The sequence below is a fragment of the Macrococcus epidermidis genome (assembly GCF_024205965.1).
Classification (GTDB): Bacteria; Bacillota; Bacilli; order Staphylococcales; family Staphylococcaceae; genus Macrococcoides; species Macrococcoides epidermidis.
On record NZ_CP073819.1, the window covers coordinates 2349437 to 2373238 of the forward strand.

Consider the following 23802-nt stretch of genomic DNA (forward strand, 5'->3'; position numbering starts at 1 on the left):
TTTAAAAATTAAAACCACCAAGACCAGAAATAAATGTAGGTAACGCTGGGTCTGGCGTATCTAACGGACCTTTTACAGTAGCCACAGTAAAATCATTCATTTGTAAATCTAAATGATGATTATCTGTCGGTTTATCATTATTTGTTTTTGCAACTTCGATATCTTCTTTATCGTCATCATTAAATTTTTGATTGTCATTGTTTTTATCATTATCCTTTGAACGATTTAAAGGATGGTCTTTATCTACTAAAGAATGATTTAATGGCAACTCAATTGGACTTAATCCAATTAATATATCCAATTCATCCTCACGACTTCTATTTTCCTCAGTATTATCTTCAATGAGCGGTTGATATGGATTGCGTAGTATACCCGCTAAATCATTTTCATCATGAGCAACATAAACAATACTATTTGAGACATCGCCATTTGGAACTATACGCTCATTATCAGGCACGATTGTACCTGTCGGATGATACGTTACATTGATATCTACTGAATCTGTAGCAGGAATATCAATATCGATATTAGGAATGTTGTGTTCTTCAACATTATTGTCTACAGGTGGTAAAACACTTGGACGATCAGGTAACTGTTCTGACAAAGAAGGTAACTCACTTGATGGCGCCGGTGTGATAATTACAACCGGACGTTCTGTTGTTGGACGCTCTGTCATCGGTCTTTCTGTTTCCGGTGTTTCTGTTGTTGGACGCTCTGTCATCGGTCTTTCTGTTTCCGGTGTTTCTGTTGTTGGACGCTCTGTCATCGGTCTTTCTGTTTCCGGTGTTTCTGTTGTTGGACGTTCTGTCATCGGTCTTTCTGTTTCTGGATCTTCCGTTGTCGGTTCCATGGTCGGTAACTCTGTCGTCGGCATTACGATTGATGGTAATTCCGTTGTTGGTTCCACAGTTGTAGGCGCTTCAGTCGTTGTTTCTTCCGTTGATGGCGTTTCGGTTGTTGGTTCTGCTGTTGTAGGTGCTTCAGTCGTTGTTTCTTCCGTTGATGGCGTTTCGGTTGTTGGTTCCGCAGTTGTTGGTGCTTCAGTCGTTGTTTCTTCCGTTGATGGCGTTTCGGTTGTTGGTTCCGCAGTTGTTGGTGCTTCGGTCGTTGTCTCTTCCGTTGATGGCGTTTCGGTTGTTGGTTCCGCAGTTGTTGGTGCTTCGGTCGTTGTCTCTTCCGTTGATGGCGTTTCGGTTGTTGGTTCCGCAGTTGTTGGTGCTTCGGTCGTTGTTTCTTCCGTTGATGGCGTTTCGGTTGTTGGTTCCGCAGTTGTTGGTGCTTCGGTCGTTGTTTCTTCCGTTGATGGGGTTTCGGTTGTCGGCGCTTCGGTCGTTGGATCGTCTGGTAGCTTCGTAACTGTCACTTTCACTCTATTAACAATATTACGATCAACTACTACAGCAGTACTTACAGTTTCTATAGTTTCCATTCCTGATTGATCAACTGTAGGTACAAACATGCGTAATTCATAATCACCTCTGTTCATTCCTTCAAGATAAAAATAGCCTTCACTATTTGTAGCACCTCTATAAGTGCTTCCATCTATTCCGATAAGTTCAATGTTGATATTACCTAAACGAGAATCCCATTGCCCATCGTTATCTCCATCATAATATATATAACCCTCTAAAAATCTCAGTGAGGATCGCTGTAAATAAAATGCGTGTTGTTGCGTAATTTGTTGTTGTATATTTTGTAATTCTGCAGCATGTGTCACAACAGATTCATTCATTAAGCCGACAGTTCCTAATATACTTGAAGTAATCGCAAATGATATTTTCTTGAAATTTTTATTATTCTTCATAAATTTTTATTCCTATTTTCCACAATTTAATATATGGCCAACTTCATATATTAAATTGCAGAAATCCCTTTTAATGAATTTGGAGTAATTTAACTCTATCCTTATTTAAACATCACTCTTAATTATATAATGTATTTTTATATAATTCATTTTTTTACTTTAAAATAAAAGGAGACATTTTTTCAAATCGTGTCCCCTTTTATACTTCACAGTTAGTCTATGATTTTACACTACACAAAATTATTTCACAATATAATAGCCTAAGAATATTTATTTTCTTAGGCTATTGTTGTTATTTATAGTGATATGTTGTTTTTTTATAAATTTTATTTCAAATTATAATGTTTACTTTGGTAATCTTTTCGTTCCATGATAAACATAATCGCTAAGAATGCAAAGCCTAATAATATAAATGTAATGCCCCCTAATTGCGACTCTTCATATAATGCAAATCCGGCAATGATTTCAACTAATCCTAATACCATTACGATGAGTTCTTTCATTTTAATATTCATATTCACCCTCCTTTATTGTATTCAGTTTAACTATCATACACCAATTTCTATTAAATTATCTGTTTTGTGATTGTGAACATTTAGTGACAAAAAAACACCCAAATATTAATATTTGGGTGTAAAATTTATTAATTTTCAGTTACTACTACTTCATCTTGCTCTAATGCTGGTGCATCTTTTTCGTATTCAACGCCACTATAACGTCTCATACCTGTACCAGCTGGTATTAACTTACCGATAATAACGTTTTCTTTAAGTCCTAATAAGTCATCACGTTTACCTTTAATCGCTGCATCAGTTAACACACGTGTTGTTTCCTGGAACGATGCTGCAGATAAGAAACTTTCTGTTTCAAGTGATGCTTTCGTAATACCAAGCAATACAGGTTTCGCTGTTGCTGGGTGTTTTCTCGCTTTAAACACTTCACGGTTAGCATCAGTAAATGTATGAATATCAACTAATGCACCTGGTAATAATTTTGTGTCTCCTGCTTCGATAATACGAACTTTACGTAACATTTGACGTACCATTACCTCAACGTGTTTATCTGAGATTTCTACCCCTTGCATACGGTATACTTTTTGAACCTCTTTTAATAAGTAGCTTTGTGTCGCATTAAGTCCCGCTACAGCTAATAATTGTTTAGGCTCGATAGAACCTTCAGTCATTACTTCACCACGCGCGATTTTTTGCCCAACTTCTACTTTAAGTCTTGCAGTACCAGGTGCTAAGTAAGTACGTACTTCATTCTCACCTTTAACTTTAATTTCCTGCATACGATCTTTTACAACGTTTAATTCGATAATCTCACCGTTAATCTCAGAGATTACAGCTTGACCTTTCGGATTACGCGCTTCGAATAACTCCTGGATACGAGGTAAACCTTGTGTAATATCGGCACCGGCAACCCCACCTGTATGGAATGTACGCATCGTTAACTGAGTACCAGGTTCACCGATAGATTGGGCAGCGATTGTACCAACTGCTTCCCCAACTTCTACTTTTTCACCTGTTGCTAAGTTTTTACCGTAACATTTTTCACAAACCCCGTGACGTGAGTTACATGTAAATGCTGAACGGATATGCATTTCTTCGATACCTGCATCCACGATTTGTTTCGCGATTTCAGGTGTAATCAATTCGTTCACTTTAACAAGAATTTCTTTTGTTTCTGGGTGTCTTACTGTTTCACGAGAATAACGTCCTTCTAAACGCTCAATGAATGGTTCAATAAGTTCTGAACCTTCACGGATCGCTGAAACAAGTAATCCACGGTCAGTACCACAATCAGGTTCACGTACGATAACGTCTTGAGCAACGTCAACTAGACGACGTGTTAAGTAACCTGAATCGGCTGTTTTAAGTGCTGTATCGGCAAGACCTTTACGCGCACCATGCGTAGAGATAAAGTATTCTAATACTGTTAAACCTTCACGGAATGAAGATTTGATTGGTAACTCAATGATACGTCCAGCCGGGTTGGCCATCAGTCCACGCATACCTGCTAACTGCGTAAAGTTAGATGCGTTACCACGGGCACCAGAGTCACTCATCATGAAGATTGGGTTCAAGTCATCTAAAGAGTTCATTAATTTTGCTTGAATGTCATCTTTAGCTTTCGTCCAAATTTCAATAACAGCAGCGTAACGTTCACTTTCAGTAATTAAACCACGTGTGAACTGTTTCGTTACTCTATCTACTTTTTCTTCTGCTAAACCGATAATATCTTGTTTATCAGGTAATACCACGATGTCAGATACACCTACTGTAATACCGGCACGTGAAGAATATTTAAATCCTAAATCTTTCATTCTGTCTAACATCATAGAAGTATCAGTAATATGGAATCTATTGAACACTTCAGCAATGATTTGACCTAAGAATTTTTTATTAAATGGTTTAACAAGTGGTTGCTCATTTAAGTATTTTAATAATCCTTCTTCAGTTAATTCAGTTGCATCGATGAAATATTTATTAGGTGTTACTGTTTCTAAGTTTGATAAAGTTGGTTCGTTAATGAACGGGAATGATTCAGGCATAATTTCATTAAAGATTACTTTACCAACAGAAGTGATTAATAATTGGTTGTTTTGTTTGTCAGTAAATGTTGGATTGTTAAATGATCCAGCTTGAACGGCAATACGCGCATGTAGATGAACATATCCATTGACATAAGCCATAATAACTTCATTTGCATCTTTAAAGATTCTACCTTCACCAATTGTACCTAAACGCTCTAATGTTAAGTAGTAGTTACCTAATACCATATCCTGAGATGGTGTAACAACTGGTTTTCCATCTTTAGGGTTTAAGATATTTTGTGCAGCTAACATTAACATACGTGCTTCAGCTTGCGCTTCTTTAGATAAAGGTACGTGAACGGCCATTTGGTCACCATCGAAATCGGCATTGTATGCAGTCGTTACAAGTGGATGTAATCGAATCGCACGACCTTCAACTAATGTCGGTTCGAAAGCCTGGATACCTAAACGGTGAAGTGTTGGTGCACGGTTTAACAGAACTGGGTGTTCACGAATAACGTCTTCTAAAACGTCCCAGATTTCTGGTTCCATACGCTCAATTTTACCTTTAGCGTTCTTAATGTTTGTCGCAATTTCACGTTCAACAAGTTCTTTCATAACAAATGGTTTGAATAATTCAAGTGCCATTTCTTTAGGAAGACCACATTGATACATTTTTAAGTTTGGACCTACTACGATAACCGAACGCCCAGAGTAGTCTACACGTTTACCAAGTAAGTTTTGACGGAAACGACCTTGTTTCCCTTTTAACATATGAGATAAAGATTTTAATGGACGGTTACCTGGTCCAGTTACTGGACGGCCACGACGACCATTATCAATTAAAGCATCAACTGCTTCTTGTAACATACGTTTTTCATTTTGTACGATGATACCAGGCGCACCTAAATCTAATAAACGCTTTAAACGGTTGTTACGGTTAATAACACGACGATATAAATCGTTTAAATCAGATGTAGCGAAACGTCCACCATCTAATTGAACCATTGGACGAATTTCAGGTGGAATGATTGGTAATACATCTAAAATCATCCAAGAAGGATCATTACCAGAATTACGGAATGATTCAACAACTTCTAAACGTTTGATTGCTCTTGTTAAACGTTGTCCTGTTGCTGTTTCTAATTCTTCACGTAAAGATTTTAATTCTCCATCTAAGTCGATGTCCATTAATAAATCTTTAATCGCTTCAGCACCCATCTTAGCAGTGAATTGCCCAGGGAACTTATCGTAATACTCACGGTATTCTCTTTCAGATAATAATGATTTTTTCTCTAATCCAGTTGGACCTGGATCAATTACAGCGTAAGAAGCAAAATAGATAACTTCTTCTAAAGAACGCGGAGACATATCTAAAAGTAATCCCATACGAGAAGGAATTCCTTTGAAATACCAGATGTGTGATACAGGTGCAGCTAATTCAATATGTCCCATACGTTCACGACGTACTTTTGATTTTGTTACTTCAACGCCACAACGGTCACAGACCATACCTTTGTAACGTACACGTTTATATTTACCACAGCTACATTCCCAGTCTTTTGTTGGACCGAAAATTTTCTCACAGAATAAACCATCTCTTTCAGGTTTTAATGTACGGTAGTTAATTGTTTCTGGCTTTTTAACTTCACCAAAACTCCAAGAACGGATTTTTTCAGGTGAAGCGAGACCTATCTTCATGTAATGAAAGTTATTTACATCAATCAAAGCCCTACCTCCTTAGTGTATTAAAAATTTTATCAAGATTTATATTTCAACTTGTTTAACCATCATGTAAATGCGTAATGATTTACATGATGTATTAAACAAAATAAGTGACTAGCTTTTGAGATAGTGATTATTCAGTGATCTCAGCTTCTGGTGTTGGTGCTTTTGCAAGGTTAATCTTTGAATCGATGAAATCGTCATCTTCTAAATCACGCATTTCAATCTCTTCATCTTTGTTATCCATTACTTTTACATCTAACCCTAAACTTTGTAACTCTTTCATCAATACGCGGAATGATTCCGGAACACCTGGACGAGGAATATTTTCACCTTTAACGATTGCTTCGTAAGTTTTCACACGACCAACAGTATCATCAGATTTGTACGTTAAGATTTCCTGTAAAGTATACGCCGCACCGTAAGCTTCAAGTGCCCATACTTCCATCTCACCAAAACGTTGTCCACCAAATTGTGCTTTACCACCAAGTGGTTGTTGTGTAACAAGTGAGTAAGGTCCAGTTGAACGTGCATGTAACTTATCATCAACCATGTGGGCTAATTTAAGCATGTACATTACACCAACTGATACACGGTTATCGAATGGTTCACCAGTACGTCCATCATAAAGTACAGTTTTACCGTCACGTGCCATACCAGCTTCTTCGATTGTTGACCAAACATCTTCATCGTTTGCTCCATCAAATACTGGAGACGCAACATGCAGACCTAAGTTTTTAGCAGCCATACCTAAGTGTAACTCTAATACTTGTCCGATGTTCATACGAGAAGGTACCCCAAGTGGGTTTAACATGATATCAATCGGTGTTCCATCAGGCATAAATGGCATATCTTCTTCTGGTAAGATACGTGAGATAACCCCTTTATTTCCGTGACGTCCACACATTTTATCCCCAACATGAATTTTACGTTTTTGAACGATGTAAACACGTACTAATTGGTTAACGCCTGGTGGTAACTCGTCGCCATCTTCACGATTAAAGACTTTAACGTCTAATACGATACCATCAGCACCGTGTGGTACACGTAATGAAGTATCACGTACTTCACGCGCTTTTTCACCGAAGATTGCATGTAATAAACGTTCTTCAGCCGTTAATTCAGTAACCCCTTTAGGCGTTACTTTACCAACTAAGATGTCACCATCACGTACTTCAGCACCAACGAAAATGATACCACGATCATCTAAGTTTTTAAGTGCATTGTCAGATACGTTAGGAATATCTCGTGTAATTTCTTCAGGTCCAAGCTTCGTATCACGCGCTTCTGATTCATATTCTTCAATATGGATAGAAGTATATACGTCGTCTTTCACAAGACGTTCGCTCATGATTACAGCATCCTCGTAGTTATAACCATCCCAAGTCATAAATCCAACAACTACGTTACGACCAAGTGCCATCTCACCAAGTTCCATAGAAGGACCATCTGCTAAGATTTCACCTTTCGTTACGATGTTACCAGCTTCAACGATAGGACGTTGGTTGTAACAAGTACCTGAGTTTGAGCGTGCGAATTTAGCTAATTTATATACATCTAAATCTGTTTCGATTTCTTTTCCGCCTTCTTCAACGATACGGCGAACTTTAATCTGACGAGCTTCAACGTGCTCTACACGACCTTTATATTTCGCTACTACTGCAGCGCCAGAGTCACGTGCTGCTACGTGTTCCATACCCGTACCAACAAATGGTGCTTCAGGATTCATTAACGGCACTGCTTGACGTTGCATGTTCGCACCCATTAAGGCACGGTTCGAGTCATCGTTTTCTAAGAATGGGATACAAGCTGTGGCAGCAGAAACAACCTGTTTCGGTGAAACATCCATGTAATCCATGCGTTCACGTGCCATTACAGTATTATCACCACGGAAACGACAAACAACTTCGTCATCTAAGAACTTACCATTATCGTCTAAGCGTGAGTTCGCTTGGGCAACAACGTAAGCATCTTCTTCGTCAGCTGTTAAATAGTCAATTTGTGATGTGACAGTATTTGTTTCAATATCAACTTTTCTGTATGGTGTTTCAATGAAACCAAATTCATTAACACGCGCATAACTTGAAAGTGAGTTGATTAACCCGATGTTTGGTCCCTCCGGCGTTTCAATCGGACACATACGGCCATAGTGAGAGTAGTGAACGTCACGTACTTCCATACCTGCGCGTTCTCTTGTTAAACCACCAGGTCCTAATGCAGATAAACGACGTTTATGTGTAAGCTCAGCTAATGGGTTTGCCTGGTCCATGAACTGAGATAACTGTGAACTACCAAAGAATTCTTTAATAGATGCAATGACTGGACGGATATTGATTAATTGTTGAGGCGTTACAGATTCAGTATCTTGTAAACTCATACGTTCGCGTACAACACGCTCCATACGACTTAAACCGATACGGAATTGGTTTTGTAATAATTCACCAACTGAACGTAAACGACGATTACCTAAGTGATCGATATCATCAGTGAAACCTACTCCAGCTAATAAGTTAAAGAAATAACTTACAGAAGATAAAATATCAGCAGGTGTGATACACTTCACTTCTTCATCTGGGAATGCATTACCGATAATTGTTGTCGTACGTTTTTCTTCATCTCCAGGAACATAAACTTTAACAGATTGAATTTCAATCGGCTCGTCTAATAAACCATTCTCTAAAGTGAATACTTTTTGGTTGGCGTTGTTTTCAAGTACATCTAAAATTTGATCTAAATTACGACGATCTAAAAGTGTACCTTCTTCAGCTACGATTTCACCTGTTTCTACATCAACGATTGGCTCAGCTAACGTTTGATTGAATAAACGGTGTTTTAAATGTAACTTTTTATTCATTTTATAACGTCCAACGCTTGCTAAATCATAGCGTTTTGGGTCGAAGAAACGAGAGTATAATAGACTCTTCGCATTCTCAACTGTAGGTGGTTCACCTGGACGTAAACGTTCATAAATTTCAAGTAATGCAGCTTCAGTTGACTCAGTATTATCTTTGTCTAATGCGTTACGTAAATACTCGTTGTCACCTAATAAATCAATGATTTCCTGGTCACTTGAGAATCCTAATGCACGTAAAAGTACAGTGATCGGTAATTTACGTGTACGGTCAATACGAACAAATACTACATCTTTCGCATCAGTTTCATATTCAAGCCACGCACCACGGTTAGGGATAACAGTCGCTCCAAAGCTCACTTTACCATTCTTGTCGACTTTATCATTGAAGTATACAGATGGTGAACGAACTAACTGAGATACGATAACACGTTCTGCACCATTGATGACAAACGTACCTGTATCAGTCATTAATGGGAAATCACCCATAAAGACTTCTTGTTCTTTCACTTCACCTGTTTCTTTAATAATTAATCGTACCTTTACTCGAAGTGGCGCTGAGTAAGTAGCATCACGGTTCTTTGCTTCATCTAAATCGTACTTTGGCTCACCTAATTTGTAATCAACAAATTCTAATGAAAGATTTCCAGTGAAGTCTTCAATTGGTGAAATGTCTCTAAACATCTCGATTAAACCTTCTTCTAAGAACCATTCATAAGATTTTGTTTGAATCTCTATTAAGTTAGGTAATTCTAAAATCTCGGAAATTCTTGCGTAACTTCTACGCTGACGATGCCTTCCGTATTGGATAAGTTGACCTGTCAACAGATTCACCCCTCAAAAATTGTGGTGCCTTTTACCTAAACAGAGGAATAAGACAAAAAGAAAACGGAATCACATAACTCCATTTTCACATTTTATTTTAAACTCATTTCTCCTAAAATTAGATAGAAAAGTGCACACTTATTCATTTAAATTTTTACATTCTATTACTATAACAGACGGAATGTATAAGGTCAACCTTTTACACTCTTTAATATATAGTAACCTTTATCTTTCTTCAGAACTGCAACATTACCAAAAACGTCTTCCATCTTCTTTTTAGCTGATGGCATACCTTGTTTCTTTTGGATGACAACGTATAGCGCACCGTCTTTATCAAGCACTTTCGCACTATCTTCTAATATGCGATGAACAACGTCTTTGCCCGCACGAATTGGTGGGTTTGTAATCACTGCATCAAAACGTTCTGTTACTCCATTTAATCCATCACTCTTATAGATTGTTGTGTTATGAATATTGTTAGCATTACTATTTCTTTCAGATAAAGATAATGCGCGTTCGTTCACATCTACCATATGTACTGTTGATTCCGGATAATGCTTTGCCACCATTAAGCCCATCGTGCCATATCCACATCCGACATCAAGTACTCGAGCAGGACGTGTATCTTCTAAAAAAGTTTTGACGAGTAAGTTAGATCCGAAATCAACGCCACCTTTTGAAAATACACCACTATCCGTCGTAAGCTTCAAACTGTGGTTCCCCATATTAAAGCTGATGATACTTTCATTGCTTTCTACCGTTTGTTCTTCACTATAATAATGACTCACCTTAACACCTCACTTATTTCAACTCAGCGCAATGCGCACTCAGTTGAAATTATACCAATATAAAGCAAGAAAAACCCGTTATATACATAACGGGTTTCGGACAAAAGAGAAATTATTTAACTTCTACAGTTGCTCCAGCTTCTTCTAATTTAGCTTTTAATTCTTCAGCTTCGTCTTTAGATACGCCTTCTTTAACTACTTTAGGAGCGCCATCAACTAAGTCTTTAGCGTCTTTTAATCCTAAACCAGTAGCTTCTTTAACAGCTTTAACAACTTTAATTTTTGAAGCTCCAGCAGATACTAATTCTACGTCGAATTCAGTTTTTTCTGCAGCAGCACCTTCGCCACCAGCAGCACCAGCAGCAGCTACAGGAGCAGCAGCAGTAACACCGAATTCTTCTTCGATAGCTTTAACTAAATCGTTTAATTCTAAAACTGACATTTCTTTAATCATTTCGATAATTTTTTCGTTTGACATGATTGTATTCCTCCATTTAATTTAAGTTTTTTATGATACTAATTGTCTTTGGCTAAGTGAATTATGCTTCTTCAGCAGGAGCAGCTTCTTCTCCGCCTTCTTTTTGTTCTCCAACAGCTTTAACTGCATATGCGAAGTTACGCATTGGAGCTTGTAATACTGAAAGAACCATTGAGATAAGTCCTTCTTTTGATGGTAATGATGCGATAGCTTTGATATCATCAGCGCTAGTCACTTTACCTTCAATAACACCGGCTTTGATTTCTAACTTTTCGTTTTCTTTTGCGAAGTCAGCAAGAATTTTTGCTGGCGCAACAACTTCTTCGTTAGAGAATGCAATAGCGTTTGGTCCAGTTAAAAATTCTTCAAGTCCTTCGATACCAGCAGCTTCTGCTGAACGACGTACTAAAGTATTTTTGTAAACGTGGAATTCCACACCAGCTTCACGAAGTTGTTTACGTAGTTCAGTTACTTGCGCAACAGTTAAACCACGATAGTCAACGATGATAGTTGATACTGAATTTTTTAATTGTTCAGTGATCAAATCAGCTTTTTGTTGTTTGATTTCGATAGCTTTTGTACTCATTATGACACCTCCATTAAGATTTTCGTGCTTTTCTAATAAAGTATTAAAAAAGCACTTTTCACCCATGGTAAAAAGTGCTTGAAAGTTCATCAAGTCAAATTTCACCTCGGTAGGATTATTAAGCATACGCCCCTACTGTCTTAGGTTATTTATAAAATACAAATTACACTATATCGTGAAATTTGAATCTTGTCAATTTATTTTTTTAAAATTAGTTTCTAACTTCTGTTGGGTCAACTTTGATACCAGGGCCCATAGTAGAAGTTACAGAAACAGTTTTGAAATAAGTACCTTTTGATGATGCTGGTTTAGCTTTAGCTAAAACATCTTTTAAAGTGTTAAAGTTTTCAACTAATTTAGCAGTATCAAATGATACTTTACCGATTGAAGCGTGAACGATACCAGATTTCTCAGCACGGTATTCTACTTTACCAGCTTTGATCTCCTGAACAGCTTTTGTTACGTCCATCGTTACAGTACCAGTTTTAGGGTTTGGCATTAAACCTTTAGGTCCTAAGACACGTCCAAGTTTACCAACTTCACCCATCATGTCTGGAGTTGCTACGATTACATCGAATTCGAACCAACCTTGGTTGATCTTGTTGATGTATTCAGCATCGCCAACGTAGTCAGCGCCTGCAGCTTCAGCTTCTTTTAATTTTTCACCTTTAGCGAATACTAATACACGTTGTGTTTTACCAGTTCCGTTTGGTAATACAACTGCCCCACGGATTTGTTGGTCATTTTTACGTACATCGATTCCTAAACGGAATGCAACTTCAACAGAAGCGTCAAAGTTTACTGTGCTTGTTTCTTGCGCGAGTTTGATAGCTTCTTCTACAGAGTAGAATTTAGTGTTATCAACTTTTTGAGCGGCTTCTTGATATTTTTTACCTTTTTTAGCCATTTCTTATTTCCTCCTTATAGTGGTTTTAGCGGAATGTCCTCCCACGGGCACTGTCTATAACAGTGCAAGAGCAGACTTAGATAAGTCTGCTTGTTAAATCTTAAAATACTATTTAATTTCTACACCCATACTACGAGCAGTACCAGCAACAATTCTCATTGCCGCTTCAACGCTTGCTGCATTTAAATCTTCCATTTTAGCTTCAGCGATTTCACGTACTTGATCTTCAGTTACTGTAGCAACTTTAGTCTTGTTCGGTTCACCAGAACCTTTTTCGATTTTAGCTGCTTTTTTAAGTAAAACTGCTGCAGGTGGTGTTTTAGTGATAAATGTAAATGAACGATCTTCAAATACAGAAATTTCAACCGGAATAATTAAACCTGCTTGTTCTTGTGTACGCGCGTTAAATTCTTTACAGAATCCCATAATGTTAACACCTGCTTGACCTAATGCTGGACCAACTGGTGGCGCTGGATTCGCTTTCCCTGCTGGGATTTGTAATTTAACAACTTTGATTACTTTTTTAGCCACGATGTGCACCTCCTATAATATCGTGATGTGGTCACAGGGTATGATATTTACCCTCCCACTCAACAACCGTACTAATTAGCACGACCATAAAATATTACCACTTACTCATAAAAATTGCAAGTGAAAATTTACATTTTATTTTTTAAAAATTTATATTATAATTTTTCGATTTGATCGAATTCAACTTCAACTGGTGTTTCACGACCAAACATATCTACTAATACTGTTAATTTGTATTTCTCGATATCGATTTCTTTCACTTCACCAACCTGGTTTGTAAAAGGACCGCTCGTTACGCGCACTTGTTCACCAACTTCAATTTCAACATCGATCGTTTTTTCGTTCATACCCATTGATTTCAAAATAAACTTAGCTTCTTCTGGTAATAATGGATTTGGTTTAGAACCTGCACCGGCAGATCCTACGAAACCTGTAACACCTGGTGTATTACGTACAACATACCAAGATTCATCCGTCATCACTAGCTCTACTAAAACGTAACCAGGGAATGTTTTCTTTACAGATGTTTTTGCTTTACCGTCTTTAATCGTTGTTTCCTCTTCTTCCGGAATAACAACTCTAAAGATTTGATCTTGCATATTCATAGATTCAAGACGTTTTTCTAAGTTGTCTTTTACTTTGTTTTCATAGCCTGAATACGTATGAACTGCGTACCAATGCTTTTTGCTTTCCTCAGACATAATATGCCTCCTTAGTTAATTAATCGAATAAGCTCAGAAATGCCTAAATCGATTGCGTAAAAGAAAATAATAAAGAATAATACAGTTAATACTACGATTGTTGTATCTCTAACAACTTCCTGACCAGTTGGCCATGAAGTTTTTTTCATCTCAGAAATAACACCTTGAAAGAAATTTTCTTTATGTTCCATGCGTTTGCCTCCGTCATGTTTAAATTGATAAAAAATAGACCGAACCGTAATTCGATACTTATTTTTTAGTACTATATTGTTCACGTCTAATCATCACATTCATTCATTCTAATCCTAGTTTAATATAACGGTGAAATTGTAATTTGTCAAACTAACATGTACCTTGTATGAAGGATTTAATCTTAACTTTCAATCTTGAAATTGCATTATGAATTGTTTTCAGCGATTCATTCTCAATTGCTGCCATCGCTTTGACAGGCATCTGTTCCTTTAAATATTCCAGGACGCGATATTCAAGCGGACTCAATTGCAATGCAACAGGAGTCATACGCGACTGTAAATCAACAAGTTCACTTTCAATATCAGGGTGCAATGCGTTCACATCCTGTATGAACGCTTCAAGCGATGGTTCATCGTCATACTGCGTCGTTTCAAAACTGACAATAGGACGATTGCGCTCTTTCTGCAACTCCCTCACATAATCCAGCAACGCATATTTCAAATGGTAAAAATAAAACCTTTCAAAATTATCGCTTTTTATTGGGTCATAGACTTTCACTGCCTGATATAACGCAATCAGACTCTCTTGATATAAAGCTTCGTGGTCTCTATACGAAATTTTACGAATATGGACTTCAATACCATTACGTAGTCTTGCTACAAGACTATCAAAAGCATCGATATTACCACTCTGAATATCTTTTACAATATGTTCTACCGGTTTAAGATGATACATTGTTTGTTCTTCACAAATCATTTGTGTATAAGTTTTAAACATGCGCTTAACCTCTAGATGTATTTTTCTTTAGGTTAAATGTAATAAATGATTATCTCAAACAATAAAATTATCTTGAATTAATAATCTCCGCGCCTTAATCTTTCTAATCGCTCTTTCGTTTTCTGATCGATTTCAATACGTGTACGCGGTTTATTGTTATCCATCTTCACCATATCTTTCGCCACATTGATTTCTTCTTCACGCAAATTGTTGATAAACTCACGGGACGGGATTCTTAACGCACCACTGCCAAATATCGTATGCTGTTCTGATAAATCACTCGTTACGACCTTGATCGTTGTAATGTGCTTTTCATACATCTCGTAGACAAGCCGTTCAATGACTGCATCAGCCGTTTCCTTTTCCCGAGAATAGACAACACGGATGCCATGAAACACTTCTTCGCGCTCATGAGATTTCACATCATATGCATCGAACACTACAATCATTTCATCCGCAATACGTGCATTATAATTCGCAATTTCAAGCAATAGTTGAATACGTGCCTCTTCTAATGACTCTTGTGCAAGTTGTTTGAGTCGTGAACTTTGTCCGATGACATTATAACCATCAATGATGGTATATTTTTTTATCATGCGTCAAGTGGGTTCCTTTTACGATAAACTTCGTACATTAACAAACTCGCTGCCACTGAAGCATTCAAACTATTAACATGTCCAACCATTGGTAAGTGAATTAAGAAGTCACATTTATCTTTAACGAGCCTACTCATTCCTTCACCTTCTGAACCGATAACAATCGCAAGGTTCATATTAGCATCCATCTTACGGTAATCAACTGATTTGCTGGCATCCGTCCCCGCAACCCAGTATCCTGCTTCTTTCAGTTTATCTATTGCCTGACTAATATTTGTGACACGCATTACCGGCACATGTTCAATCGCGCCAGTTGAAGCTTTCACAACCGTTTGGTTTAAGCTTACTGAACGACGTTTCGGAATCAATATACCGTCTATTCCAATCGCATCTGCCGTTCTTAAAATAGAACCGAGATTATGTGGATCTTCTAAACCATCAAGAATCATAATCGTGCTTAACTTATCTTTATCACGCGCATTTAAGAAGTCATCCAGATCTACATATTCATATGGTGAAATCATCGCCATAATCCCTTGATGTGGTACATCCGATAAATGGTCAAGCTTTGATTTCGGTACTGTCTGAACAATAATCTTTCTTTCCTTACATAAATTTAATATGCTTGAAATTTGTGATTTATTGATGCCTTCCTGGATGAACACTTTATTGATTTCGTGATCCGACTCAATCGCGCTTTTCACAGCATGACGTCCTACTATCATTTCATCAGTTGTTTCTTTTTTCATTATTTACCCCTCATTTCACATAACGTGATGATTTTATCCAGCAGCGTCTGTAATCGTTCTGTTTCGTTATTTAAATGTAAATAACCGATAACCGCTTCAAGTGCGGTACTTTTCTTATAGGAAATAACATCTGTATTTTTCGCGCGGGTATGACTTTTGGCATTACGTCCGCGCATTAATATTTCTTTTTCCTGTTCAGTAAAATAACCTTCATCAACTAAAGTATCAAACGTTTGCGCCTGACTTTTAGCAGATACAAAAAATGTTGCCTGACGATGGAGTTCATTCGGCTTTTTATTCTTTTCTCTTACGATATAATTTCTGACATGTAAATCGAGTACTGCATCACCTAAATAAGCAAGTGTCAGTGGATTATAAAGACTCGCTTCGTTAACCACGTTTAAATCTCACACCTTGTGCCGTATCTTCCAGAATAATATTTTGTTCTTTTAATAAGTCTCGAATTTCATCTGCACGTGCAAAGTTTCGTTCTTTACGTGCTGTTTCACGTTCTGCTATTAATGCTTCGATGTCAGCATCAAGCAATTCTTTTTCTTCAACCAGTTTGACACCTAATACTTCACTAAAGATTTCGAACACTTCCAGGAAACGATCAATCACTTTTAAATCTGTTGATTCATTCTGATTGTAGATATTGGCTTGTTTCGCTAATTCATACCAAGCTGTGATTGCATTTGCTGTATTAAAATCATCATCCATCGCTGTTTCAAATTGCACTAAAATATCATCAACTACTTTGATCATCTCAGTGTGATCAACAATCCCTACAGAAATTTCTTTTCTTTCCTGCAGCGCTGCATATGCATTTTGAATACGTTCAAGCCCTGCTTTCGCGCTAGAAACAAGCTCCATATTGTAGTTGATTGGATTTCTATAATGTACGCTGATCATAAAGAAACGCAATACATTCGGATTAACTTCTTTAATGATATCGTGCACTAAAATAAAGTTGCCTAACGACTTACTCATCTTCTCGTTATCAATATTGATAAACCCGTTATGCATCCAGTAATTTGCAAATGTTGTGTCATTATGTGCTTCAGATTGCGCGATTTCATTCTCGTGGTGTGGGAATGTTAAATCAGAACCGCCTGCATGGATATCAATGGAATCACCTAAATGTTTCTTCGCCATTACTGAACACTCGATATGCCAGCCTGGTCGACCTTTACCCCACGGAGAATCCCAGCTGATTTCACCAGGCTTTGCTGATTTCCATAACGCGAAATCTAACGCATCATCCTTTAGTTCACCCGTTGCAATACGTGCACCGACTTTAAGTTCGTCAATTGACTGATGACTTAACTTCCCGTATCCATCAAATTTACGTGTTCTAAAATAAACATCTCCGCCACTTTCATAGGCGTAGTCTTTCTTGATCAATTCTTCGATAAACAAAATAATATCATCCATATGATCCATAACACGTGGGTGATGTGTCGCATGCTTACAATTAAGGGCACTCGTATCTTCAAAGTACGCTTCAATAAATCGATCAGCTACTTCTGGCACAGTCGAATTTAATTCATTGGCAGCTTTAATGAGTTTGTCGTCAACATCTGTAAAGTTCGACACGTAGTTGACTTCATAGCCACGGTATTCAAAGTAACGTCTAACGACATCGAAACTGATTGCAGGACGTGCATTACCGATATGAATGTAGTTGTATACGGTAGGACCGCACACATACATCTTCACCTTACCTTCTTCTAATGGTACGAACTTTTCTTTTTTACGACTTAACGTGTTATATAATGTAATCATCAACAATCTCTCCTTTTTTTGTCGCCTCTAAATGACGTTCTAATTCTTTTAATTTTTCATAAATCGGATCCGGTAAATTTGTATGTTCAAAGCTCTTACCGACTTTAACACCATTTTGTTTTACAATGTGTCCTGGAATACCCACTACAGTAGAAAAGTCAGGTACGCACTTCAATACGACAGAATTCGCACCAATATTCACATTGTTACCGATTTGAATATTCCCGAGTACTTTTGCGCCTGCCGCAATCAACACGTTATCTCCGATATCAGGGTGACGTTTCCCGTTCTCTTTCCCTGTACCGCCTAGTGTCACACCTTGATAAATTGTTACGTTATTACCAATCGTACACGTTTCACCGATGACAATGCCCATACCATGGTCAATGAACAATCTTTTACCGATCTTTGCACCAGGGTGAATTTCAATACCTGAGAAAAATCTTGAAATCTGACTGATCGCACGTGCGATAAAATACATTTTATGATTAAAGAACCAGTGCGCAACTAAATGCCACCATACAGCGTGTAATCCTGAATATGTCAAAAACACTTCTAAACTACTTCTTGCAGCCGGGTCCTGTTCAAACACCATATTAATGTCATCTTTAATTCTTGCGAACATACACACACCTCCCAATATAAAAAAGAAGCACCTCTAAAATAAGAGGTGCTTCTGCACGGTTCCACTCTGATTAGTAGATAAATCTACTCACTTTAAAAATATGCAATTAACACGATGAGATGCATTCAACAATTAATTTATCACATACTTGCACCAACCGTATGCTCTCTTTAGATAATTTAACTATCTACTTATTCTCATATTCTGATTATAATAGATTGCGATTATTTTTCAACTATTTTTGTTTCATTATGCGTAAACACTTAAACGCTCGATAACTTTATCTTTACCTAATAACTCCATTGTATTCGGTAATTCAGGACCATGTGTTTGGCCAGATACCATCACACGAATCGGCATGAATAAGTTCTTACCTTTAATACCAGTTTCTTTCTGAACTGCTTTAATTGCCGCTTTAATGCTTGCCGCGTCAAAAGTATCTAACGCTTCAAGTTGAGCTGTTAAAGATTTTACTAACTCAGGTACTTGCTCACCGTTTACAACTTCTGATGCTTCTTCGTCTAATGCTAATTCATCTTTGAAGAATAACTCAGATAATTCAACGATTTCACCAGCGTAGCTCATTTGTTGTTGATATAAACTTACTAAAGATTTTGCCCATGCAAGTTCTGCTTCTGTTGGGTTGTTTGAAATAAGACCTGCTTTTTCCATGTGCGGTAACGTCATTTCAAATACTGTATCTAAATCTTTTGTCTTCATATATTGGTTGTTGATCCATGCAAGCTTTTGTTTATCAAAGAATGCTGGTGATTTGCTTAAACGTTTCTCATCGAACATTTCGATAAATTGCGCTTTCGAGAAGATTTCTTCTTCACCTTCTGGAGACCAGCCAAGTAATCCGATAAAGTTGAATAATGCTTCTGGCAAGTAACCTAAATCATGATATTGTTCAATAAATTGTATGATTGAACCATCACGCTTAGATAATTTCTTACGGTCTTCATTTACGATTAACGTCATGTGGCCAAACGTCGGGATATTATATCCTAACGCTTCGTACACCATCATTTGTTTCGGTGTATTTGAAATATGGTCATCACCACGGATAACGTGAGTAATTTCCATAAAGTGATCATCGATTGCTACCGCGAAGTTATACGTTGGAATACCATCTTTTTTCACGATAACCCAGTCACCGATTCCGTTAGAATCAAATGATACTTCACCTTTAACCATATCATTAAATGTATAAGTTTTATCTTTCGGTACACGAATACGAATAGCAGGTTCGCGACCTTCAGCAATTAAAGCAGCTTCTTCTTCTTTTGTTAAGTGTGCATGTTTACCACCATATCTCGGCATTTCTCCACGCGCAAGCTGTGCTTCACGTTCTGCTTCTAACTCTTCAGAAGTCATATAACAGCGATATGCTTTATCTTCAGCTAATAATTTTTCAATGATCGGATTGTAAATATCTGCACGTTCAGATTGACGATATGGACCATATCCACCATCTTTATCAATCGATTCATCCCAGTCCATACCTAACCATTGTAAGAACTTTAACTGACTCGCTTCTCCGCCTTCAACATTACGTGCAGTATCTGTATCTTCAATACGGATGATAAAATCTCCGCCGTTATGTCTTGCAAATAAATAGTTAAATAATGCAGTACGTGCATTACCGATGTGTAAGAAACCAGTCGGACTTGGTGCATATCTTACTCTTACTTTACTCATTATATTCACTCCATTAATTAGTTTTCTTTAATAATAATACCACAGCTTGAGCTTGTATTCCCTCTTGTCGGCCTAAATAGCCCATCTTCTCATTCGTCGTTGCTTTGACGTTAACATTGAATATGTCTGTATTTAAGACGTTCGCAATAGATTCACGCATCGCGTCAATATGCGGTCTGAATTTCGGCTTTTCCGCAATGATTGTTGCATCTAAATTCCCGATTTCATAACCTAAATCAAGGACGTGCTGGTACGCATCTTTCAATAAAATCTTAGAATCCGCCCCCTTATATTTAGGATCATCATCCGGGAAGAACTTTCCGATGTCACCAAGAGACACCGCACCTAAAATCGCATCCGTAATCGCATGTAATAATACGTCAGCATCACTATGACCCAGTAAGCCTTTATCATGAACAAGATCTATCCCGCCGATGATTAATGGTCTACCTTCGACTAATTGGTGTACATCATATCCATATCCAATTCTCATCATAACCCTCTTTTCTTCAGTATTGCTTCCGCGAAGAACATGTCTTCCGGCGTTGTAATCTTGATATTGTCGTAATCACTTTCTACGATATGAACTTTAGAAATACGTTCAACAAGTGATGCATCGTCTGTACCTAAAAAGTGATCTGCATCTGCTTTATTATATGCATCAAGTAGTAACTGATAGCTAAATGCCTGCGGTGTTTGTATTTGCCATAATTCATCTCGTTTTAATGTTTCTGTAACTTGATTGTTTTCTATACGTTTAATGGTATCTTTTACTTTCACAGCTGCGATAACACTGTGATTTTGTTGCACCGATTCATATAGTTTGTCTAAAGTGTGCTGCGTAACAAATGGTCTTGCTGCATCATGCACAAATACATATTCACATGGCGCAATCGCTTTTAATACGTTATAAATACTATATTGGCGTTCACTACCACCTTCAGTGATAATGTCTATTTTACTGTAGTTTGTGAGCATTGATTGTAACGTGCTTATTTCATCACGTTGTGCAGCTAGATGAATCGCCCGACAATTATCATCATTTTGAAATACTTGAACGGTATGTTCAAGTATTGATTTATGATTGATTGTCAGTAATATTTTATTTTGATTCGCCTGCATGCGTTTACCCATGCCTGCTGCCGGAATGATTACGTCATACATATTAGTCATTCACTTTCTTTGTAAATATAATTCTGCCTGAAGCAGTCTGAAGTACTGATTGTACTTCCACGTTCACTTGTTTATTAATTAAATGTTTACCATTCTCTACAACGACCATTGTACCATCTTCTAAATATCCGACACCTTGGTTCTCTTCTTTCCCAGCTTTCGTCACATTCAGCATAAACTGATCACCTTGTGCGACAACTGGTTTAATTGCTTCTGATAGATCATTCACATTCAATACTTTAATGCCTTGCACCTGACATACTTTGTTTAAGTTAAAGTCTGTTGTAATAACGCTCGATTTCGATTCTTTTGCCATTGCGACTAATAATTGGTCGACTTCTTTAATGTTTTTATTACCAGGGACAATCTTTATCGGGTGACCTGTGTTCTGAAGCTGACTTAAAATGTCCAGTCCACGTTGTCCTTTATCGCGCTTCATACCGTCTGTTGAATCTGCGATAAGCTGTAATTCATCTAATACGCCTTGAGGAACAATAATTGTACCATCTAAGAATCCACATTCTACGATTGATAAAATACGGCCATCAATGATTGCCGACGTATCCAATAATTTCGTATTATCCAGCACACGGCGTTTGTTTGAACTGCTCTGGAATCGTTCTGGTAAGAAACTTTGAATTTCATCACGTTTCTTTAGTCCAACCTGAAACCCTAAATAACCTAATACAACCGCCAGAATAACCGGCACTGTATTTTTGAGTAATGTAAAGCCCATAAAGTTAAAGATTAAACTGATCATCGAAGCAATCATCAATCCTAAAATCATACCGAGCGTTGCAAAGATAAGTTCCATAAAATTAATGTTTAATAAAGATTTTTCACCTTTAATAATGAGGTTAACTACGCGATCAATCAACCAATAAAATAAAATAAAAAAGACAATAATCCCAATCGCACCATCAACATATGCATTCTTCAGAATTTCAGGAACATTCAAATTAAATAAACGAATCAATTCAGGTATCGCAAAAATCCCTAAGCTTGCACCTACTACAATAAATATTAACGTTACTAATTTCTTTAACATATTTTCACCTCCTTAAAATGCAAGCTTTAATGCTTCGCTTATGTTTGTTACACCAATCACTTCAATATTCCCTGGGAAATCCCAGCCACCGATATTGTTCTTTGGAATAATGACACGTTTGAATCCAAGTTTTTCTGCTTCCTGCACGCGTTGTTCAATACGCGCAACACGTCTTACTTCTCCAGTCAAACCTACTTCTCCGATAAAGCAGTCATCGCCACGGGTTGGTTTATCATTATAACTTGACGCAATGCTAATAATAATACTTAAATCAACAGCGGGTTCATCTAATTTCACACCACCTGCTACTTTGACATAGGCATCCTGTTGCTGTAACAGATAACCTTGTTTCTTCTCTAATACTGCCATTAACAGTGTTAAACGATTGTGATCAATACCCGTCGCCATACGTCTAGGGTTATGAAATGATGTAGGTGATACCAATGATTGAACTTCAACAAGGAGTGGACGTGTGCCTTCCATTGTCGCAACAATCGTAGACCCAGCTACATTCTTCGTACGTTCTTCTAAGAACATTTCGCTCGGGTTTAATACTTCTGTAAGGCCAGTATTGCGCATTTCAAAAATGCCCATTTCATTTGTAGAACCGAAACGGTTTTTCACGGCGCGTAAAATACGGTAACTGTGATGTGTATCGCCCTCAAAATAAAGTACAGTATCCACCATATGTTCAAGTAAACGTGGTCCTGCGATTTGCCCTTCTTTTGTAACGTGACCGACGATAAAGGTCGCAATATTCATCTGCTTTGCAATACGCATTAACTCCTGCGTACATTCACGCACTTGAGATACTGAACCTGGTGCGCTCGTTACTTCCGGATGAAAAATCGTTTGAATCGAGTCAATCACTAAAAACTTCGGCTGCATCTTCTTCACGGTTTCATGGATGATTTGAAGATTTGTCTCCGCATACACATCTAATTCTCCAGCATCTTCCTTTAAGCGATCTGCACGGAGTTTTGTTTGTCTTACCGATTCCTCACCAGATATATAAAGTACAGGATGACGTTGTGACAACATCGCACACACTTGCAGTAACAATGTTGACTTTCCGATACCAGGATCGCCACCAATGAGCACGAGTGAGCCAGGGACAATACCGCCACCTAATACACGGTCAAGTTCTCCCATTTGCGTATGGTCTCTTGGCACACTTTCTTTCGTTATATTTTTTAATTTTTCTACTTTAGAATTTGAATCTTGCTGATGTATTGCTGTTTTTGGTCCTTTTTGTTTATGTTCGATGACTTCTTCCATCTGATTCCAGGCGCCACAATTCGGACATTTACCCATCCATTTTGGGGACTGATAACCACAGGCCATACATTCAAAAGTTGATTTCACTTTAGCCAATATATTCCCCCCCATTATAATATGTATTTATTTTAAATCTTTTTGCATGT

22 protein-coding genes and 2 other annotated features are annotated in these 23802 nt (G+C 37.6%); all 22 genes read right to left on the bottom strand.

Features of this window, described 5'->3' with window-relative positions; all coding sequences use genetic code 11:
* Position 1: 1 nt before the first annotated feature.
* Positions 2–1804: a hypothetical protein gene (locus KFV12_RS12540; protein ID WP_254256912.1), complete on the bottom strand. Its 1803-nt coding sequence runs from the start codon at positions 1802–1804 to the stop codon at positions 2–4.
* A 326-nt stretch (positions 1805–2130) separates the two neighbouring features.
* Positions 2131–2319 carry a hypothetical protein gene (locus KFV12_RS12545; protein WP_111717484.1) on the bottom strand — a complete coding sequence of 63 codons (189 nt, stop codon included), beginning with the start codon at positions 2317–2319 and terminating at the stop codon, positions 2131–2133.
* A gap of 128 nt (positions 2320–2447) precedes the next feature.
* Positions 2448–6068 carry a DNA-directed RNA polymerase subunit beta' gene (rpoC, locus tag KFV12_RS12550; RefSeq protein WP_254256913.1) on the bottom strand — a complete coding sequence of 1207 codons (3621 nt, stop codon included), beginning with the start codon at positions 6066–6068 and terminating at the stop codon, positions 2448–2450.
* 130 nt (positions 6069–6198) lie between these two features.
* Positions 6199–9741, bottom strand: coding sequence for a DNA-directed RNA polymerase subunit beta (gene rpoB / locus KFV12_RS12555; protein WP_111717480.1), 3543 nt, complete (start codon positions 9739–9741; stop codon positions 6199–6201).
* A gap of 191 nt (positions 9742–9932) precedes the next feature.
* Complete coding sequence (locus KFV12_RS12560) at positions 9933–10529, bottom strand: class I SAM-dependent methyltransferase (RefSeq protein WP_239243135.1); 597 nt, start codon at positions 10527–10529, stop codon at positions 9933–9935.
* Between the two features lie 112 nt (positions 10530–10641).
* Positions 10642–11007 carry a 50S ribosomal protein L7/L12 gene (gene rplL, locus KFV12_RS12565; RefSeq protein WP_255724770.1) on the bottom strand — a complete coding sequence of 122 codons (366 nt, stop codon included), beginning with the start codon at positions 11005–11007 and terminating at the stop codon, positions 10642–10644.
* Between the two features lie 61 nt (positions 11008–11068).
* Positions 11069–11593: a 50S ribosomal protein L10 gene (gene rplJ, locus KFV12_RS12570; RefSeq protein ID WP_165958653.1), complete on the bottom strand. Its 525-nt coding sequence runs from the start codon at positions 11591–11593 to the stop codon at positions 11069–11071.
* 36 nt (positions 11594–11629) lie between these two features.
* Positions 11630–11756, bottom strand: a sequence feature (ribosomal protein L10 leader region).
* A 48-nt stretch (positions 11757–11804) separates the two neighbouring features.
* Positions 11805–12500 (bottom strand): 50S ribosomal protein L1, encoded by a 696-nt coding sequence (gene rplA / locus KFV12_RS12575; RefSeq protein ID WP_099577354.1) that lies wholly within the window; start codon positions 12498–12500, stop codon positions 11805–11807.
* A gap of 108 nt (positions 12501–12608) precedes the next feature.
* Positions 12609–13031 carry a 50S ribosomal protein L11 gene (rplK, locus tag KFV12_RS12580; RefSeq protein ID WP_096077864.1) on the bottom strand — a complete coding sequence of 141 codons (423 nt, stop codon included), beginning with the start codon at positions 13029–13031 and terminating at the stop codon, positions 12609–12611.
* A gap of 155 nt (positions 13032–13186) precedes the next feature.
* Complete coding sequence (gene nusG / locus KFV12_RS12585) at positions 13187–13732, bottom strand: transcription termination/antitermination protein NusG (protein ID WP_099577352.1); 546 nt, start codon at positions 13730–13732, stop codon at positions 13187–13189.
* Positions 13733–13743: 11 nt separating this feature from the next.
* Positions 13744–13923, bottom strand: coding sequence for a preprotein translocase subunit SecE (gene secE, locus KFV12_RS12590; RefSeq protein WP_099577350.1), 180 nt, complete (start codon positions 13921–13923; stop codon positions 13744–13746).
* A 151-nt stretch (positions 13924–14074) separates the two neighbouring features.
* Complete coding sequence (locus KFV12_RS12595; RefSeq protein WP_111717474.1) at positions 14075–14701, bottom strand: sigma factor; 627 nt, start codon at positions 14699–14701, stop codon at positions 14075–14077.
* A gap of 77 nt (positions 14702–14778) precedes the next feature.
* Entirely contained in the window at positions 14779–15297 is a 519-nt protein-coding gene (locus KFV12_RS12600; protein ID WP_111717472.1) for an NYN domain-containing protein, read from the bottom strand.
* Positions 15294–16046, bottom strand: a complete 753-nt coding sequence (rlmB, locus tag KFV12_RS12605; protein ID WP_096077859.1) for a 23S rRNA (guanosine(2251)-2'-O)-methyltransferase RlmB — start codon at positions 16044–16046, stop codon at positions 15294–15296. Before rlmB ends, KFV12_RS12600 begins: the two co-directional genes overlap by 4 nt.
* On the bottom strand, positions 16046–16444 hold the full coding sequence (locus KFV12_RS12610) for a Mini-ribonuclease 3 (RefSeq protein WP_111717470.1): 399 nt from the start codon (positions 16442–16444) through the stop codon (positions 16046–16048). Before KFV12_RS12610 ends, rlmB begins: the two co-directional genes overlap by 1 nt.
* The gene (gene cysS, locus KFV12_RS12615; protein ID WP_111717468.1) at positions 16437–17831 is read right to left on the bottom strand and encodes a cysteine--tRNA ligase; all 1395 of its coding nucleotides are present in this window, start codon (positions 17829–17831) and stop codon (positions 16437–16439) included. Before cysS ends, KFV12_RS12610 begins: the two co-directional genes overlap by 8 nt.
* Complete coding sequence (gene cysE / locus KFV12_RS12620) at positions 17815–18456, bottom strand: serine O-acetyltransferase (RefSeq protein ID WP_111717466.1); 642 nt, start codon at positions 18454–18456, stop codon at positions 17815–17817. Before cysE ends, cysS begins: the two co-directional genes overlap by 17 nt.
* A gap of 38 nt (positions 18457–18494) precedes the next feature.
* Positions 18495–18663 (bottom strand) — a binding site (T-box leader).
* 42 nt (positions 18664–18705) lie between these two features.
* Positions 18706–20157, bottom strand: a complete 1452-nt coding sequence (gene gltX / locus KFV12_RS12625; protein WP_436970150.1) for a glutamate--tRNA ligase — start codon at positions 20155–20157, stop codon at positions 18706–18708.
* Positions 20158–20170: 13 nt separating this feature from the next.
* Positions 20171–20653, bottom strand: a complete 483-nt coding sequence (gene ispF / locus KFV12_RS12630) for a 2-C-methyl-D-erythritol 2,4-cyclodiphosphate synthase (protein WP_254256914.1) — start codon at positions 20651–20653, stop codon at positions 20171–20173.
* Complete coding sequence (gene ispD, locus KFV12_RS12635; protein WP_308192413.1) at positions 20650–21321, bottom strand: 2-C-methyl-D-erythritol 4-phosphate cytidylyltransferase; 672 nt, start codon at positions 21319–21321, stop codon at positions 20650–20652. Before ispD ends, ispF begins: the two co-directional genes overlap by 4 nt.
* A gap of 1 nt (position 21322) precedes the next feature.
* Positions 21323–22378: a PIN/TRAM domain-containing protein gene (locus KFV12_RS12640; RefSeq protein ID WP_111717459.1), complete on the bottom strand. Its 1056-nt coding sequence runs from the start codon at positions 22376–22378 to the stop codon at positions 21323–21325.
* A gap of 12 nt (positions 22379–22390) precedes the next feature.
* Positions 22391–23752 (bottom strand): DNA repair protein RadA, encoded by a 1362-nt coding sequence (gene radA, locus KFV12_RS12645; protein ID WP_096077851.1) that lies wholly within the window; start codon positions 23750–23752, stop codon positions 22391–22393.
* Between the last annotated feature and the right edge of the window lie 50 nt (positions 23753–23802).